Origin of the sequence: Ruminococcus sp. AF17-22AC, from assembly GCF_003460065.1 — a bacterium.
Classification (GTDB): Bacteria; Bacillota; Clostridia; order Lachnospirales; family Lachnospiraceae; genus Blautia_A.
The window spans coordinates 105,423-121,467 of the sequence record NZ_QRXT01000007.1; the positions used below are offsets into that span (position 1 = coordinate 105,423).

The following is a 16,045-nucleotide window of genomic DNA, read 5'->3' on the forward strand; positions in this document are numbered from 1 at the left end:
AAATTCTATATCCTTGCGATTATCTCCAATTTCCGGCATTCTGTGCTGAAAGGTACTCCGTAAAGGAGTTACCTGAAAGTACAGAACTGAGTCTGAATATTAGCATGACGATGCTGTTATTCAGACGATGCCACATTTGAAGAAAGGTATATCCATGCTTACGTCAGCTATTCTCTGAATTCTTTTCTTGCACGCTATTATCACAAATATATTTTGCCAAATTCTGTACCATTGCAAGTCCTTCGTCATTCAGATCTGTTGTCTGTCCCATATAAAAAGCTACTGCATTTGCTACGTCAGTACTTGTAATATCAGAAACCGGTTTATCAGGCAATGCGTCCCGAATTATCTGTATCGCTTCGGCTGTAGCAACCGCTTTTATTGGTTCTTTTCTCTGTATACCAGATTTAACATCACGTAATATTGCCATAAACTGAATCTTGATTTTTTCGATGTCCGCTTCATTCGCACCTAATTTTTGTGAGCTTAAAAACTGCTTATCTTTTATAATCTCTTTTCTTTTTGAGGGTTCTACAGTCATCAAATCAGTCAGTTGATCAACAGCCAAATCAATGACCTTATTTCGTGCCATGATACCATCAGCAATGGTATCATCAAAATAATTCCGAATCATAATACATAATTTGGGAAAATGTTCATGTTCCAATAATCGGTTTAAAATATCTACATCTATTCTTGTGGTAATCAGTCTCGTTACTGCTTCTTCCGACAGTCCAAGTTCCGATATATCATAACTTTTGGGTGAAGTAATCTGAGTGATTCCAAGCAGATAATCAGTAGAAACATGAAAAAACCTGGCGGCATCTATTACAATGCTTATATTAGGATTTTTTGTTTCACCGCTCTCAATACGACTGATTTGTGAATGAGTCACATGAAGCTGATCAGCCAACTGTTTTTGGCTTAAATCATGGTCTTTCCGCAAATTACTCAATCGGTATGCAAGACTTGTTTCATCTTCTATTAAATCAGATTTTCCCATTGTTTCGTCACCTCCTAAACTACTTCCATTATATCTGTGCCTGTGCAAATTTGCAATTTTTTATCAAATCGTATTCGTGATTTTCATTGTACGTGAATAAATCAAGGGTGCGATTTTTTCATGCTAAACTGTCAACATGATCGATCAGACAGAACCTTGAAAACTAAATGACCGTTCCGGAGCTTTATAAACCGCCACGATTTTCTGATCAGAAAAGAGCGCTCACAAAAAGACGACACAGCGCCGAGAAGGGTTGCCTGTCAGGAAAGGATCTGGATAAAACGGCACAGCTTTAAATTCAAACTTAAATTAGGAGGAAAATAGAATGAGATTATTTGAAACAATAAAAGAAACTGTAACAGTCGAACAGGCTGCAGAATATTATGGCATGAAAATTGGAAGAAACAACATGATCTGTTGTCCATTTCATAATGACCATCATCCAAGTATGAAACTGAATACCACTTATTACTACTGCTTTGGTTGTGGTGCTACCGGAGATGTGATTCAATTTGTTGCAAATCTATTCGGACTGAGTAACTATGAAGCCGCCAAGAAAATTGCTGTAGATTTTGGTATTACACCAGATAATCCGCCAGTAATAGCAGCTCTGAAAAAGCCAGAGTACATGGAAACAAAGAACAGACAGAAAGAATTATGTAAATGTCAGAAAATGGTTTGCGAATATCTTCATCGTTTGGAAAAATGGAAAGCACTGTATGCACCAGAACGACCAGATTTACCTATGGACGAACGATTTGAAGAAGCATGTGAAAATCTGAGTTATATCGAATATCTGGCAGACTATCTGACCTTTGCAGATGAGGAGGAAGGTTTTGAAGTTGTAAAATCCATGAAAGAAACCGGCTATCTGGAAGATTTGAAATATCTTTTAGGGACTCGTGATGAGGAGGATGCATATGCAGAAGAAGCAGCTTAGTAACTATCCAGTTTGGTTTGACGGAACCAATATCAATGAAGCAGCCTTTTGTGAGGAATTTCTCCATACGCACAAAATACTCTTTGCCAACAATGCATTTTTTACTCCAGAAGGGCGGATCACAGATGATCTGCCCCTTCGTGGAGAAATATTTGAAAGTCTGAAACATTATGCCATCAACAACGTTCCACGCAAAGTAACAAATATTCTGGAAGTTATGAAACTGGCAGCTTATGTAGAGGATTTTCCACCAGAAGCCAATAAAGTCCATCTTGCAAATGGAACGCTATATATAGGTGGCACATTTATACCTGAAAAACCGGATATTGTGCGAATGCGTCTTCCGGTCAACTATAATCCAGATGCACCAGAAGCTGCCACATGGCTGGCATTTTTAGAACAACTACTCTACCCGGAAGATATTCCAACTTTGCAAGAGTTTATTGGGTATTGTCTGATTCCAAGCAATAAGGGACAACGCATGATGATTATAAAAGGCAATGGTGGCGAGGGAAAATCACAAATTGGTGCTGTTTTGAACAGCTTGTTAGGCACGAATACGAAAGACGGAAGTATCGGTAAAATTTCTGAAAACCGCTTTGCCAGAGCTGACCTTGAGCACATTTTATTGTGTGTAGATGATGATATGCGAATGGAAGCCTTGAAACAGACCAGTTATGTGAAATCTATCGTTACTGCTCAGGGGAAAATGGACTTGGAACGTAAAGGAAAGCAAAGTTACCAGGGATGGCTTTTTTCCAGATTACTTGCATTCAGCAATGGAGATCTACAGGCATTGTATGACCGTAGCGATGGATTTTACCGAAGACAATTAGTACTGACAACCAAAGAGAAACCTGTTGATCGTGTAGATGATCCCTATCTGGCAGAAAAAATGAAAAATGAAGCCGAAAGTATTTTTCTCTGGGCATTTGAAGGGTTACAAAGGTTAGTCCGTCAGAATTTTAAATTTACAGAAAGTCCCCGTATCAAGGCGAATCGTGAAAATGTGAAACGAGATAATAACAATGTACTGGAGTTTTTAGAATCAGAAGGATATATTCGCTTTCAGGCAGAGGCAAGTGCAAGTTCCAAAGAATTGTATGAAAGCTATCGTCTCTGGTGTGAAGAAAATTCCATGACCGCATTAAAAAATCGAAGTTTCTCAGATGCTATGATTGCTGTTCAAGCAAAATATAATCTGGAACATTGCAATACAATAAAAAATTCTGCAGGGAGACGAGTATGGGGATTTACGGGAGTAAAGGTTATTACAAAGCCGTCCTATACAGATGGTTTTATGGACGCTTCCCAGTGTACGTACGTACCGAAAGAATGGACAAATTAATCTGGTACGTATGTACGTAGTGATTCAATGTAAGTTACACATTATATATTTTTCAGGTTGGCTGTCAAAATAATATGACAGTTAGCCTGTTTTTGGGAAAGGAGGAAGTACAAATGCAAAAAGCACAATACGGTATTTTAAGATTTGCAAAATACAAAGGACCTGAAATCAGCAATATTGAAGCTCACAATGAACGGAAAAAAGAAAAATATGCCAGTAATCCGGATATAGACAACAATCGAAGAAATTTGAATTATCATTTCATTGAACCAGTCGGGAAGTACCGGGCAGAGTCGAATCGACTGATTGAAGAATACGGATGCCGGACACGCAAAGACAGTGTACGTGTTGTTGAAGTTCTAATTACCGCTACACCAGAATTTTTCAAAGGTAAGAAAAAGAGTGAAATCAGAGCGTATTTCCAAACAGCTTTGGAATTTATAGAGAAATATCAGGATTCAGAGACAATCCTTTCGGCTGTGGTGCATATGGACGAGAAAACTCCACATATGCACCTTTCTTTTGTCCCGATAACTCAGGATGGAAGACTTTGTGCAAAAGAGATTCTTGGAAATAAGAAAAAGCTGACCTGGTGGCAGGATGAGTTCTGGAAATATATGGTAGAAAAATATCCAGATTTGGAACGAGGAGAAGCTGCCAGCATGACCGGACGTGAACATATTCCACCACGACTTTTTAAAGAAGCAGCGCATCTTACCCGGCAGGCTAAGCAAATCACTGATCTGTTGGAAAGTACAAATATTTTTAATGCTGGTAAAAATACAGATAAAGCTGTGGAACTATTGCAGAAATTTTTTCCTGCAATAGAGAACTTTCAGACGCAGGTTCGGAAATATGATAAGACGATTAGTTCCTTAAAGTCAGATAATGTATCATTAAAAAGGCAGACACAGGATTTAAGCAGACAGGTAAAAGAAGCAACGTCCAGCAGTATACGAAAGAAAATGGATGATGCCAGACTCAGAGCCGATTATGAAAATCTCCAGAAGCTGATGGGACGTATTCCACCAGAAATACGGGACCTGGCAAAACGAGGACAATTAAACCATTCAGATCGTGAACGGTAAAATTATTTTAAAGTGGACAGACACGAAAACTGTCCACTTTTTATATGATAGTTATAGAAAAATTAACAGAAAGGATGTGATAGCCTTGCGTAAGCCAACGTATTATCTCTGGCGTGATGATTTTTCTTCACAGGAAGAATTTGAAGCTGAACGCAAGAAATATGCGAATATCGGCTTTCGAGTTGTCACATTTCTGGATGGGAATTCAAACATCAATATTCATGATGGAATCAAAGCACTGATTAAAAATCACTGGGATAGTGTATAATTTAACCTGTGTTTTAATTATACGAACTGGAAGTTATCTAAATCTTTCTTATAGGATGTCTAATAACAGTTTTCCATTTTTCCGGAGCAACCTTTCTTGCATCAGACAGATATATTTCATGATGTAATCTTTCCATATTCATATCATTAACATATCCATTCTGCTCCAAATACGTATCCATAAGTGCAACAGTTGCAGGTTCATCATCAAATGCTCCCAAATGCATTATTTGAACACACAATCCCTCATCAATAGTCAAAAACTCTGCCGATGAACAATCGATTTTTTTCTTTTTAGTCGCTGTTTCAACTGCCCATTCAAAATTTTTTTGATTTATAAAATCAGGCAGTCGAATAACTGAAATCCAATTAAATGAATCTTTATCAGCATAGTTTATACCATGTATATTTTCCTGCCACCAAAATCCTTCGAGTGGTGGAACTACATATTCAAAAAAACCTTCAATTTTATAATCTGTTTTGTAACTCATTCTCAAAGTATATGCAACTGCATATAATACACTAATTGCCTGCTGGTATGCCCCACCTTCTTCGTTTGGATTACCCGTTCCTCTGACTGCAATATAATTTGCTTTAGGAACAGTTACAATCGCTGGTTTATTTTTAGGCATATAAAACTCTTTATATTCTTTCTTAAAATCAAAAGCCATAACTATCTCCTTAAATTGCTATTTTTAAAATTATATCAAATTCTACATGTTTCCGCAATCAAACAAACGCATCTAACACTATCTGTTTCTAAGAATCTTAAAATTTTGTTATATACATTTTTTAATTTTAGATATATAATATAATTACATAATGCTTAATAAATATATTTACATTCAAAGAAAGGAACGTCTATGAATGCAGGATACGTCCGTCTCTCCAGAGACGATGATAAAAGGAATTATGTTTCCATAGAAAATCAAAAGCTGATTATCAACCAGTATGCAACAGATCATGGTGTGGTTATTGACCGCTGGTATGAAGATGATGGCATTTCCGGCTATATCTTTGACAGACCGGGATTTCAGCAGATGATGGCTGATCTGGATAAAGATATTGATACCGTATATGTTAAAGACTTTTCACGTCTTGGCAGACACAATGCAAAGGTTCTTTTGCTTCTGGACGAATTTCAGGAACGTGGAAAGCATCTAGTGGTGATTGACGATAATTATGATTCTATGGATTCCAGTGACGATACGATTGGCATTAAAACATGGTTTAATGAGCGATATGTAAAAGACACCAGTAAGAAAATCAAACGTGCCATTGGAGCCAGACAAAAAGAAGGAACACTGATTACCAGACCACCGTTTGGGTATTGCCGTAATGAAAAAGATAAAACTGTTCTGGAAATTGTACCGAAAGAAGCGGAATATATTAAAAAGATTTACGACTTATATTTATCTGGTTCGGGATATCGTAAAATTGCCACATATTTGACTGAGCAGGGGGCACCGACTCCATCTATGATACAGCGTGAACGTGAAATAGAAGAAGGTAGATTGTCCAAAAGACAGGTAGCTTCTAAATGGTCTGATGCTATGATAAAAGAAATACTGGATAATGATTTTTACATTGGTACTTTTCGTTTGAAAAAACGTGCAAGAAATACGGTTCATGGAAAAGATAAACGTGTGCCAAAGGAAGAACAATGTATTTTTGAGAATCATCACCCAGCAATTATTGATAAGGCTACCTTTGCGTTGGTACAGGAATTAAAGGGAAAACGTAACCGTACCAATTATCGGGGAAGCCGGGGGCAGTGGCTTGGCTCAGAGATTCCGAATCCTTTTGGCAGTTGCCTGTTCTGTAAAGACTGTGGCAGCCGCCTTACACCAATTAAACGCAAAACTTCCAGCAAGGAACGGAAATATTACATCTGTACCACTTATAACACCAAAGGCAGACGTTATTGCTCCAAGGCACATTTAATTGAAGAAGATGATCTGATGGAAGATGTTCTGACTTATATCAAGATGTGTCGAAATGCTCTCTGTGAAGTTATTTCCACTTATGATTTAAAGGATTTTGAAGCAGAGAAAAAAACAATAGCGGAAAAACGGCAGGAACTGCACACAACTATCAATGAGCGAAAAAGTCAACTGAAAGTTCTGCTTACCCAAAAAGTAAAAGATCTGGCTGTCGCTGCAGGAAATGAAGATTTAATCAACGAAACGTATGATTCCATGCAGAAAGACTTATTTGCTCAGATTCATGGTCTGGAAATGCAGATAAAAGAACTGAATGAAACTGCCATAGAAACGCCTGATGTAAAGGATAAACTAAAAAATGCTCTTGAGGTGGTAGATAAAATCATTGCAGGAGGCAGCCTTGACCGAAGAGACATTGAACTTCTGATTGAAAAAATCGTAGTGGACGAAGACGGGATGCCGGAAATTACACTGAAATACGGCTTGTCTAATCTGATTAGTTACAGTCCTGCTGATGAAATGAACCGAAGAGAAAATACCATGATTGCGATTGTGATGAAACTGATTGCTGAGGATGAACGTGGATTTTCTTCTGCAAAATATCTGTCAGAGCATATTACTGATCTGGGATTCAAGAAAACAAAACAGAGTATCCTTCCATATATTGAGCTGATGAAGGAACTTGGAATTCTTGAAGCCACAGATAATCCATTGAAGCCATACAATATTGTAAAGTCAAAAGAAGAAATCACGCAGCTTACCAAAGACTATCTGCCGGATGTATCAGCAGAAACCACTGCGAAACAGCTAGCAGATGATTATTTACATGGTATTAGTGACGACAGGTGGCATGCCGGAAATGGTATTTGAATACATTCTCCGCAAAAACGGTCTTGATCCGCAGAAAGATTTGACGATTGATCAGAGCATTGATTTCGGATCTACAGCGGCAGCCTTTACAGGAGATAAATCTGCTGATTTCACAGTAGAATTTGAGCCATCAGCGACGGCTCTGGAGAAAGAGGGGGCAGGATATGTCGTTGCCTCGCTGGGAGTGGATTCCGGCTATGTGCCATACACTTCCTACAGTGCAAAGACCAGCTACATGGAAAAAAATCCGGAGATTATCCAGAAGTTCACCAATGCGCTCCAAAAAGGCATGGAATATGTGCAGAGTCATACACCAGAAGAAATCGCAGAGGTGATTGCAGCGCAGTTTGCAGAAACAGATCTCGACACAGTCACGACGATCGTGAAACGTTATTATGAGCAGGATACCTGGAAAGCTGACCTGATTTTTGAAAAAGAAAGCTTCGAACTTCTGGAGGATATTCTTGAAGATTCTGGAGAACTGAACGAGCGTGTATTATACGAAGATCTTGTGACAACTGAATACGCTGCAAAAGCAGCAGAAAAATAAGTTTATTCTTTTGTGGTCGAGATAAGATGATTCCAATACGGAGAGGATACTTTTTTAATAAAGTAGATTTTTTTCAGGACAGAGAAAATCAGAAATCATTCGGATTTCTTTATGCCGACTTTGGGTGGCTGGTAATGATATACAGCTTCATAAGATTTCAGTTCTTCTTCATCCACTGGTCCTGCCGGGATCAGTCCGGTACAGTCCTGAGAGGATGCGGCATTTGACATAAAATCATAAGAGTCAATGACCTCCTGATTTGCAGAGCTGTCAGATTTTGAATGAGCATTTTTTTTCATAACAAACCTCCGTGTATATATTGATTTTAAGATTTACGGAAAACCTTAAAGTTAATGTATACAGGAGGTTTGTTTATTATACATCTGGATGTAAAATGCATTTGATATTTCTTTATTGCCGGAGGATTCCTTACTGTGCATCGGGAGGCTTGACAGCCTCGTTGCTGTGCCATTCTCTGCGGAATTTTAAGGGAGTACATCCTTCATGCTTTTTGAAGAGATTGATGTAATGACTTACCTGATGGAAGCCACAGGAATATGCAATTTCTTCGATTGTAAGGTCTTCATATTTTAAAAGGGTTTTAGAATGATTCAGACGGGTGACAATCAGATATTCATTAGGTGGCATACCGAGGTATTTTTTGAATTCGCGGGCAAGGTGATATTTGCTGACACCTGCTGTGATGGCGAGGAACTCAAGAGATAAGGGTTCCTGAAAATGCTGATCAATTTCCTTTAAAACTGTTTTCAGGTATGCAGGCATAAAACCCAGACTGAGATTTTCAGTGTCATTTTCAATCAGAATACGCGTCAGTATATCGGTAATCAGACATGACGAGAGTATTTCTGAATGAATATCTTTTCGCTGCGTAATAGAAAGGATTCTGCGCATGGTACTTTCCATAAAAAAAGGATCAAGAGAATCCAGAATATGAAAATTATTCCGCATAAATTCTTCATAGTAGCCGAGTGCGGAGGGACCATTAAAATGAAGCCACAAAAATTCCCAGTTCTGGTTTTGCAGACATTCATAGTGATGATGTTCCATGCAGTTTATGTATGCGGTAGTTCCCGGATGCAGAGAATACTTACTGCCGTGATATTTCAGTAATCCCTTACCATTAAGCGTGTAGATGATGAGGAAACTGTTCAGGTTTTCTCTTTCCGTGAAATAGGGGGAGGAAGTACAGAAATCCCCCACTTCCTGCACATAGAAAAAAGTCTGGCGCGCTCTGGGTGTAGCCGTATTAATAAAACGAATCGAGTCATCGCTCCAGGTCAGATTCAGCTTTTCCATATATTTATGAGTCGATATATTTTGCATAAAAACTCCTTCAAACATATAGCAAGATATTGATATTTTGTGCCAATATAAACTAATGTAGTTTAGATTATATCAGCTTATAATAAGCATGTAAACAAAAAGAAACAAGATAAATTGAGAACAAGATATTTATATAAGGAGTATGCAAAATGAGCGGATTGGCAAAAATCAAACCACCGAAAAAAGCACGCATCGGACTATACAGTGCGGGATTAAATACTTATTGGGGACAGTTTGAAGGATTGTATGACTGCCTCATGGGGTATAACAGATTTATTGAGAAAAGACTCAGCGAATGGGGCGAAGTGTTCAATTTCGGAATGGTAGATACAGAGGAAAAAGGCCGCGAAGCAGGTGAATTTTTCAATAAGAATAATGTTGATATTGTATTCTCACATGCGGCAACCTATTACGCAAGTGCAACAGTACTTCCGGTTCATCAGATCAACAATGCGCCTGTTATTATATTAAATCTGCAGCCAACTGCGGAAATGGCATATGATACTACCGGCACAGACCGATGGTTGGCACAGTGTGTCGGATGTTCCATTCCGGAAATTTCCAATGCCTTTAACCGTTCGGGCATTCCATTCCGTGCAGTAAACGGACTTCTTGGTCTTACAGAAACACCTGATTTTGCAAAGGCAGATGAAGTAACCAGTGAAAGACCGGAAGCAGTCAGAGCATGGAAACAAATTGAGGAATGGTGCAGGGCGGCCGCTGTAAAACGAAATCTCAGATGGGCGAGATTTGGCTTTCTGGGAGGATATTACAGTGGAATGCTGGATATGTACAGCGATTTCACGATGCTGCAGGCACAGACGGGAATGGATATAGAAGTTCTGGAAATGAGCGATCTTGACGCATATCTCAAAACGGTTACAGATGCAGAAGTGCAGAACAAACTGAAAGAGATACAGGATTTCTTTGAAATTTCAGGAGATTCGCCATCAGATCCGATTGCAAAAAAACCTACAAAAGAGCAGCTTACATGGTCAGCAAAGGTTGCAATCGCACAGGAAAAAATGGTGCGAGACAGAGATCTGGACAGTGTTTCTTATTATTATCATGGAAGAGATGATTATCTGGAAGAAGTTCAGAGTGGATTTATTGTAGGATTTTCACTGTTGAATGCGCAGGGAATTGCCTGTGCAGGTGAAGGAGATATCAAAACAGCACTGGCAATGAAGATTGCAGACATCTGTGGAACAGGGGGAAGCTTCTGCGAAATAGTTGCGGCAGATTTTAACCGGGATACTATGATCCTCGGACACGATGGACCGTTCCACTTTGCAATTTCCAACGGAAAACCAATCCTGCGTGGAATGGGTGTATACCATGGAAAAAGAGGAAGTGGAGTATCTGTTGAAGCAAAAGTAAGACCGGGAGCAGTTACGACTCTTGGGGTGACACAGACCGGAGATGGCAGGTTGAAATTTAATATCAGCGAAGGTGAGGCAATCGATGCTCCGATTTTGTTAAATGGAAATACATCGACACATATTCGATTCAGTCAGAAACCGGCAGAATATATGGACCGGTGGTTTGTGGAAGCACCAACACATCATCTGGCCCTATCGATTGGACACAATGCAGGACTTTTTAAGAAAATAGCGGAACTTATGGATATTCCGTATGCAGTCTATTAAAGAAATACTTACACGAGCGTGTTTAAGTATATAATTTCACTTTAAAGGAGGAAGAAGAAATGAATAAAAAAGTGATCAGTGCGCTTCTCTGCGGAGCAATGGTTCTCGGAACCGTATCACCTGTAATGGCAGCGGGGGCTGCAGAAGGAAAGACATTTGCAATTGTTACAAAAGCAGCCGGTAATCCGTACAATGAAAAAGAGGCACAGGGATTTAAGGAAATTATCGAGGCAGAAGGTGGCACAGCAATCATAAAACACCCGGAAACGGCAACTGCTGATGCACAGATTTCTGTAATCCAGTCACTGATTTCACAGCAGGTTGATGGAATCTGTATTGCAGGAAATGATGAGAATGCACTTCAGGCTGCACTGGAAGATGCTATGAATGAAGGCATCAAAGTTTCCTGTCTTGATGCTAAAGTCAACCCGGACAGCCGTATGACATTTGTAAATCAGGCTGGTGTAAAAGAAATCGGTGAAGCACTTATGGATGCAGTTCTGGATATTTCCGGTGGAGAAGGCCAGTGGGCAATCGTGTCTGCGACATCTCAGGCAACAAATCAGAATGCATGGATCGATGCAATGAAAGAAGTTATGAAAGATGACAAATACAGTAAACTGGAGCTTGTAGAAGTGGCATATGGAGATGATGAACCTCAGAAATCTACAGATGTTACACAGGCATTACTGCAGACATATCCGGATCTGAAAGTTATCTGCGCGCCGACAACTGTAGGTATTGCAGCAGCTGCAAAAGTCCTTCAGGATAATAGTTCTTCCTGCAAACTGACAGGGCTCGGACTTCCTTCTGAAATGTCAGAGTACATTGGTGATGATGATGCACATTCCTGCCCGTATATGTTCCTGTGGAATCCGGAAGATGTAGGACGTCTGGGTGCATACACATCCATAGCTCTTGTAAATGAAGAGATTACAGGTGCAGCAGGTGATAAATTTACAGCAGGAGATCTCGGTGAGTATGAAGTTACAGAGGCATCTGACGGCGGTACAGAAGTTATTCTCGGTTCTCCGTTCAAATTTGAGCCATCCAATATCGATGAATGGAAAGATGTTTATTAATCAGGCGCTAATTACAATTTAAATAACCCTTGGAAACAGGACTGCTGTACTGCTACTACGGCAGTCCTGAACTTTATGCCAAAGTATGCGAGAGAAGCTGCCAGTGGCAGGTTCTCTGTATGGTGGAAAATGCAGGAGGTACGGATATGATCAAAGCATTTACAATGAAATTGTATGAAGGACAGGAACAGGAATACGAGAGACGTCATAATCTGCTCTGGCCGGAAATGAAAGATATGATACATGAATATGGCGGAAAAAATTATTCCATTTTTCTGGATAAAGAAACACTCACATTGTTTGGATATATAGAAATAGAAGATGAAAAAAAATGGAGTGAGAGTGCAGATACAGAGATAAACCGCAAATGGTGGGATTTCATGGCAGATATTATGGAAACTAATCCGGATAACAGTCCGGTATGCAAGGATCTTCATCCTGTTTTTCATCTGGATTAAGAGGAAATCTTCAAAATTTAACATAAACCCTCGATTATGAATATTGACGATTTACCTTCCTATATGACAAAATAACTATAACGGATAATGAAGGATTACCGGGCGTGAAACATCGCCTGGTTTTCCTCGTTTACAAAAAACATATGGGAGGAATGAGAATGGCAAAGAAAAGAAAATGCGGTGTGCTGCTTCCGGTCAGCAGTCTGCCGTCAAAATATGGAATCGGCTGCTTTGACAAAAAAGCATATGAGTTTGTGGATGCGCTGAAAGAAGCAGGACAGAGTTACTGGCAGATCCTGCCGCTTGGTCCGACAAGCTACGGCGATTCTCCGTATCAGTCATTTTCCACATTTGCAGGAAATCCCTATTTTATCAGTCTGGAAGAACTGATAAAAGAAGGCGTCCTGACAAAAAAAGAATGTGAGAGCATGGATTTCGGAACAGACGAGACAAGTGTAGATTATGCAAAATTATATGAAGGACGTATGATTTTGCTCCGTAAAGCATATGAACGCAGTAACGTATACATGGATTCGGAATTTCGCAGATTTCAGGAAGAAGAGGCATGGTGGCTGAAAGATTATGCACTTTTTATGGCAGTGAAGAAACGCTTCGGCGGTATTCCGTGGAGTGAATGGGCTGAGGACATCCGTCTCCGCTGGCAGAATGCGCTCGATTATTACAGAGAAGAAATGTATTTTGAAATCGAATTTCAGGAGTATATGCAGTTCAAATTCCGCCAGCAGTGGATGAAACTCAAATCTTATGCAAATGAAAAAGGCATCCAGATCATCGGTGACATTCCGATCTATGTGGCAATGGACAGTGCTGACACATGGGCAAATCCATGGCTCTTTAAACTCGATGAAAAAAACTGTCCGACACAGGTCGCAGGCTGCCCGCCGGACGGATTTTCTGCAACAGGACAGCTCTGGGGAAATCCACTGTACAACTGGGAAGTGCATCGCAATTCCGGATATGAATGGTGGGTAAAACGAATTGCAAACTGTTTCCGTCTGTATGATGTAGTGCGTATTGATCATTTCCGCGGATTTGATGAATATTATGCAATCCCGTACGGTGATAAGACAGCGGAGAACGGCTGGTGGGAAAAAGGCCCGGGAATCGAGTTGTTCCGCACGATTTCAGAAAAACTTGGACATCGTGAGATCATTGCAGAAGATCTTGGTTATATGACCGACACGGTTAAGCGGCTGGTCGAAGAAAGCGGCTACCCGAATATGAAGGTTATCGAGTTTGCATTTGACGAGCGCGATACGGGTAATGCAAGTGATTATCTGCCGCATAATTATCCGAGAAACTGCGTGGTTTATACAGGAACTCATGACAATGAGACGCTGATCTCCTGGCTTGAGGATATTACACCACAGGAGCGCAGACAGGTTCGTAAATATCTGAATAATTTCCATGATTCCGGTAAAGAACTGTGCGATGATCTCATCTGCCTTGTAATGCAGAGTGTAGCTGATCTTTGTATCATACCGATGCAGGACTATCTGGGACTTGATAATTCCGCACGAATGAATCAGCCGTCCACACTTGGAAAGAACTGGAAATGGCGTTTGAAAGAAGGACAATTTTCTAAAGAACTGCGGGGAGAAATGCTGGAACTTGCAGGACGCTACGGAAGATTATAAGAAAAATATAATAAATTATATAAAACAGCCCCCGGTATTGTGCCGGGGGCTCAAATTTATTCCGCAAGATAATATACAGAGGAATATGGTGCCAGGGTCAGAAGGATTCTGCCGTCTTTGATTGTTTTGGCGGTGCTTTTGCGTTTCTGTGTGCCGCCATAAACAGCAAGGTTACTGTTAAGGAGTTCTTTTAATTTCTGCGCATCAGGAAGTTTCAGCTCGTAGACCTGCTCCTGATCGGAGAAATTAAACAGAGAAAGGATGCGCTCTTTTTTGCTGTTTCGCTCGAAGACATAAATGCAGCGTCCCTCCTGATGACAGTCGATCCATCTGAAACCGTCGGCCTCATAATCTTTTTCCCAGAGAGCAGAATGTTCCAGATACAGTTTATTCAGATCTTTCATAAAGTGTGCGAATGCATCATGCGCCGGATAATCAAGAAGCATCCAGTCCTGTTCTCTTTTTTCGTCCCATTCGCGGAACTGTCCGATTTCGTTTCCCATGAAATTCAGCTTTTTACCCGGATGTGCATACATGTACATATATAAAGAACGTGCCTGCGGAAATTTGTTTTCATAATCACCGCTCATTTTCTGCATGATCGTTGCCTTACCGTGGACGACTTCATCGTGAGAGAGAGGAAGCAGGAAACGGGCATCATAATAATACATCATGGAAAATGTGAGTTTGTGGTAATTTTCCGGACGGTATTCGGGTGCAGTACGGAAATAATTGAGTGTATCATTCATCCATCCCATATCCCATTTATAATCGAAACCAAGACCGCCCTGATCGACCGGATCGGTTACTTTCGGGAAAGAAGTGGAATCTTCGGCGGCGAGAATGACTGATGGATGCATTCCCTTCAGGCCCTGGTTCATATACTGGAGAAACTCTACGGCATTCAGATTGACACCACGAGCCGGGTCACCCTGCCAGTAGATCGCACGGCTGATTGCATCCATGCGGATACCGTCCATATGAAATTCGCTGATCCAGTAATTGGCGCAGGACTGCAGAAAACTTCTTGTCTCGCCGCGGGAGTGCATGAAGTTACAGCTTCCCCATTCGCTGACACCGACAGCGGAATTCGGATATTCAAAAAGAGAAGTTCCGTCATAATTGGCAAGTCCGTAGGAATCTACGGCAAAATGTACCGGAACAAAATCCATCAGAACACCGATGCCGTGTTTGTGGCAGGCATCAACAAAAGCTTTAAGCTGATCCGCAGTTCCGTAGCGGGAAGTCGGGCTGAAAAATCCGGTTGCCTGATAGCCCCATGATTCGTCACATGGATATTCATTCAGCGGCATGATCTCAAGATAGTTGTAGCCATTTTTGGTGAGATATGGGATCAGAATATCGATCATTTCTTCATAGTTGTACCAGGCGTCTGTTTTGTCAGAAGGCTTGCGGAAAGAACCGAAATGGATTTCATAAATGTTGAGAGGTTTTTTGCGGCAGTCACTGCGGTTCTGCATCCACTGGCTGTCTTTAAATTTGTATTCGTTCATATCACGGATGATGGAGGCGCTGTTCGGACGGAGTTCCATACCGAAACCATATGGATCGCAGTGATCCACAGCATTTCCACTTCGGTCATAAATGCGGTATTTGTACATCTGTCCGGCTTTTGCCTGTGGAACATAACATTCCCAGAAATTTCCGTCAGATACTTTGTTCATATCCCATTCCTGCCATTCATTAAATTCCCCGATCAGGGTAATGCGTGAAGCAGAAGGTGCAAACGTACGAAAAGTTACCCCCTGTTTTTCTGTGTGGGCACCGAGATATTTGTAGGCATCAAAAATTTTTCCTGTATAAAATCCGTAAAAATCCATAGTA

15 protein-coding genes are annotated in these 16,045 nt (G+C 40.5%); 10 read left to right on the forward strand and 5 right to left on the reverse strand.

Annotated elements, in window-relative coordinates:
- Positions 1 to 163 precede the first annotated feature (163 nt).
- A complete protein-coding gene (locus tag DWW86_RS11340; protein ID WP_117943189.1) occupies positions 164 to 1,003 on the reverse strand; it encodes a helix-turn-helix domain-containing protein in 840 nt (279 codons plus the stop codon).
- Positions 1,004 to 1,328: 325 nt separating this feature from the next.
- On the opposite strand from DWW86_RS11340, the gene DWW86_RS11345 reads away from it, so the two are divergent.
- The 4 genes from DWW86_RS11345 to DWW86_RS11360 all read left to right on the forward strand — a co-directional run bounded on the left by DWW86_RS11345 (position 1,329) and on the right by DWW86_RS11360 (position 4,647).
- Complete coding sequence (locus DWW86_RS11345) at positions 1,329 to 1,943, forward strand: CHC2 zinc finger domain-containing protein (RefSeq protein WP_117943191.1); 615 nt, start codon at positions 1,329 to 1,331, stop codon at positions 1,941 to 1,943.
- Complete coding sequence (locus tag DWW86_RS11350; RefSeq protein ID WP_117943193.1) at positions 1,924 to 3,291, forward strand: DNA primase family protein; 1,368 nt, start codon at positions 1,924 to 1,926, stop codon at positions 3,289 to 3,291. The genes DWW86_RS11345 and DWW86_RS11350 overlap by 20 nt, the downstream gene beginning before the upstream one ends.
- A 113-nt stretch (positions 3,292 to 3,404) precedes the next feature.
- Positions 3,405 to 4,379, forward strand: a complete 975-nt coding sequence (gene mobV, locus DWW86_RS11355; RefSeq protein ID WP_117943195.1) for a MobV family relaxase — start codon at positions 3,405 to 3,407, stop codon at positions 4,377 to 4,379.
- An 85-nt stretch (positions 4,380 to 4,464) separates the two neighbouring features.
- Positions 4,465 to 4,647, forward strand: coding sequence for a hypothetical protein (locus DWW86_RS11360; RefSeq protein ID WP_353652699.1), 183 nt, complete (start codon positions 4,465 to 4,467; stop codon positions 4,645 to 4,647).
- A 37-nt stretch (positions 4,648 to 4,684) separates the two neighbouring features.
- Here the strand turns inward: DWW86_RS11360 and DWW86_RS11365 are convergent, their stop codons facing one another.
- Positions 4,685 to 5,317, reverse strand: coding sequence for a GyrI-like domain-containing protein (locus DWW86_RS11365; RefSeq protein WP_117943197.1), 633 nt, complete (start codon positions 5,315 to 5,317; stop codon positions 4,685 to 4,687).
- 192 nt (positions 5,318 to 5,509) lie between these two features.
- On the opposite strand from DWW86_RS11365, the gene DWW86_RS11370 reads away from it, so the two are divergent.
- Entirely contained in the window at positions 5,510 to 7,459 is a 1,950-nt protein-coding gene (locus DWW86_RS11370) for a recombinase family protein (RefSeq protein WP_286187705.1), read from the forward strand.
- Positions 7,416 to 8,009 carry an ABC transporter substrate-binding protein gene (locus DWW86_RS17370; protein ID WP_502696640.1) on the forward strand — a complete coding sequence of 198 codons (594 nt, stop codon included), beginning with the start codon at positions 7,416 to 7,418 and terminating at the stop codon, positions 8,007 to 8,009. Before DWW86_RS11370 ends, DWW86_RS17370 begins: the two co-directional genes overlap by 44 nt.
- A 95-nt stretch (positions 8,010 to 8,104) precedes the next feature.
- Here DWW86_RS17370 and DWW86_RS11375 read toward each other — a convergent pair whose 3' ends face one another.
- Positions 8,105 to 8,308, reverse strand: a complete 204-nt coding sequence (locus tag DWW86_RS11375; RefSeq protein ID WP_015543371.1) for a hypothetical protein — start codon at positions 8,306 to 8,308, stop codon at positions 8,105 to 8,107.
- A 130-nt stretch (positions 8,309 to 8,438) separates the two neighbouring features.
- Positions 8,439 to 9,353, reverse strand: coding sequence for a helix-turn-helix domain-containing protein (locus tag DWW86_RS11380; protein ID WP_181985345.1), 915 nt, complete (start codon positions 9,351 to 9,353; stop codon positions 8,439 to 8,441).
- 149 nt (positions 9,354 to 9,502) lie between these two features.
- On the opposite strand from DWW86_RS11380, the gene DWW86_RS11385 reads away from it, so the two are divergent.
- From DWW86_RS11385 to malQ, 4 genes are all read left to right on the forward strand, one after another.
- The gene (locus DWW86_RS11385; protein ID WP_117943202.1) at positions 9,503 to 11,002 is read left to right on the forward strand and encodes an L-fucose/L-arabinose isomerase family protein; all 1,500 of its coding nucleotides are present in this window, start codon (positions 9,503 to 9,505) and stop codon (positions 11,000 to 11,002) included.
- 59 nt (positions 11,003 to 11,061) lie between these two features.
- Positions 11,062 to 12,084 (forward strand): rhamnose ABC transporter substrate-binding protein, encoded by a 1,023-nt coding sequence (locus DWW86_RS11390; RefSeq protein ID WP_117943204.1) that lies wholly within the window; start codon positions 11,062 to 11,064, stop codon positions 12,082 to 12,084.
- A 146-nt stretch (positions 12,085 to 12,230) separates the two neighbouring features.
- The gene (gene rhaM / locus DWW86_RS11395) at positions 12,231 to 12,542 is read left to right on the forward strand and encodes an L-rhamnose mutarotase (RefSeq protein WP_117943266.1); all 312 of its coding nucleotides are present in this window, start codon (positions 12,231 to 12,233) and stop codon (positions 12,540 to 12,542) included.
- Between the two features lie 77 nt (positions 12,543 to 12,619).
- Positions 12,620 to 14,200 carry a 4-alpha-glucanotransferase gene (gene malQ / locus DWW86_RS11400; RefSeq protein WP_286187710.1) on the forward strand — a complete coding sequence of 527 codons (1,581 nt, stop codon included), beginning with the start codon at positions 12,620 to 12,622 and terminating at the stop codon, positions 14,198 to 14,200.
- A gap of 56 nt (positions 14,201 to 14,256) precedes the next feature.
- Here malQ and glgB read toward each other — a convergent pair whose 3' ends face one another.
- The gene (glgB, locus tag DWW86_RS11405) at positions 14,257 to 16,041 is read right to left on the reverse strand and encodes a 1,4-alpha-glucan branching protein GlgB (protein ID WP_117943206.1); all 1,785 of its coding nucleotides are present in this window, start codon (positions 16,039 to 16,041) and stop codon (positions 14,257 to 14,259) included.
- Positions 16,042 to 16,045 lie beyond the last annotated feature (4 nt).

Bases quoted from the DNA above. Each gene is read 5' to 3' on its own strand.
- DWW86_RS11340 (WP_117943189.1), bottom strand. From the start codon at position 1,003: ATGGGAAAATCTGATTTAATAGAAGATGAAACAAGTCTTGCATACCGA.
- mobV (WP_117943195.1), top strand. From the start codon at position 3,405: ATGCAAAAAGCACAATACGGTATTTTAAGATTTGCAAAATACAAAGGA.
- rhaM (WP_117943266.1), top strand. From the start codon at position 12,231: ATGATCAAAGCATTTACAATGAAATTGTATGAAGGACAGGAACAGGAA.
- DWW86_RS11375 (WP_015543371.1), bottom strand. From the start codon at position 8,308: ATGAAAAAAAATGCTCATTCAAAATCTGACAGCTCTGCAAATCAGGAG.
- glgB (WP_117943206.1), bottom strand. From the start codon at position 16,041: ATGGATTTTTACGGATTTTATACAGGAAAAATTTTTGATGCCTACAAA.
- DWW86_RS11365 (WP_117943197.1), bottom strand. From the start codon at position 5,317: ATGGCTTTTGATTTTAAGAAAGAATATAAAGAGTTTTATATGCCTAAA.
- DWW86_RS17370 (WP_502696640.1), top strand. From the start codon at position 7,416: ATGGTATTAGTGACGACAGGTGGCATGCCGGAAATGGTATTTGAATAC.
- DWW86_RS11385 (WP_117943202.1), top strand. From the start codon at position 9,503: ATGAGCGGATTGGCAAAAATCAAACCACCGAAAAAAGCACGCATCGGA.
- DWW86_RS11390 (WP_117943204.1), top strand. From the start codon at position 11,062: ATGAATAAAAAAGTGATCAGTGCGCTTCTCTGCGGAGCAATGGTTCTC.
- DWW86_RS11380 (WP_181985345.1), bottom strand. From the start codon at position 9,353: ATGCAAAATATATCGACTCATAAATATATGGAAAAGCTGAATCTGACC.
- DWW86_RS11350 (WP_117943193.1), top strand. From the start codon at position 1,924: ATGCAGAAGAAGCAGCTTAGTAACTATCCAGTTTGGTTTGACGGAACC.
- DWW86_RS11345 (WP_117943191.1), top strand. From the start codon at position 1,329: ATGAGATTATTTGAAACAATAAAAGAAACTGTAACAGTCGAACAGGCT.
- DWW86_RS11370 (WP_286187705.1), top strand. From the start codon at position 5,510: ATGAATGCAGGATACGTCCGTCTCTCCAGAGACGATGATAAAAGGAAT.